Genomic DNA, 590 nt, shown 5'->3' with positions numbered 1-590 from the left:
GTTGCGGGGGAAACAGTATTCCTCGCGGGCGATACCTTGGGTGAACCAGTCCCGCCGCGCGTGGAACTGCCCGAATGGGTGCGCGCCGAGCCTTTCAAGGTCACGCACCGCGAGTACTCCACCGGGTTCTATTTCCCGGATGCTCCGGTTACGGAATCCACCCAGCGGGGGAGTTACATCAGCGAGTGGCTGTGGCTGGGGACAGTAACCGGGTGGGAAGCCGGGGGAGAGTCCGGGCGCGAGTCCGGGCGCGACGGCGGGAAAACCTCGACGGAGGAACCCCCTGAATACGCCGATAAAGGTGCGGGTCGGGTTACTTTGATTTCGAGAAATAAAATACTTCCGGGAGATGTCGTCGAGGTACTGGCACCTCATGAACCCCCGTTTGAACTGGAAATACCCGCCACCGGCATCCGCAACGAGGCGGGTGAACCAGTCACGGAGATAAACCACCCGGCGCACGCCTTTTCACTGCCCAGCAACCGTCCCATTCCCGTGGGAGCAATGCTTAGACGCCGCGCGTAGCGGTAACAGCGAGCCTTTCTGTTATCGGCCTGTGCCATTTGTTATCGGCCTATGCTGCGGGGCAG

Annotated in this window: 1 protein-coding gene; it reads left to right on the top strand. The window is 61.2% G+C overall.

The window, feature by feature from the left end; all coding sequences use genetic code 11:
* On the top strand, positions 1-525 hold a 525-nt coding region (locus HMPREF0577_RS10515), incomplete at its 5' end, for a U32 family peptidase C-terminal domain-containing protein (RefSeq protein WP_004013882.1).
* Positions 526-590: the final 65 nt, after the last annotated feature.

Origin of the sequence: Mobiluncus mulieris ATCC 35243 (assembly GCF_000160615.1) — a bacterium.
Taxonomy (GTDB): domain Bacteria; phylum Actinomycetota; class Actinomycetes; order Actinomycetales; family Actinomycetaceae; genus Mobiluncus; species Mobiluncus mulieris.
This window is presented reverse-complemented; position numbering and strand designations above follow the sequence as displayed.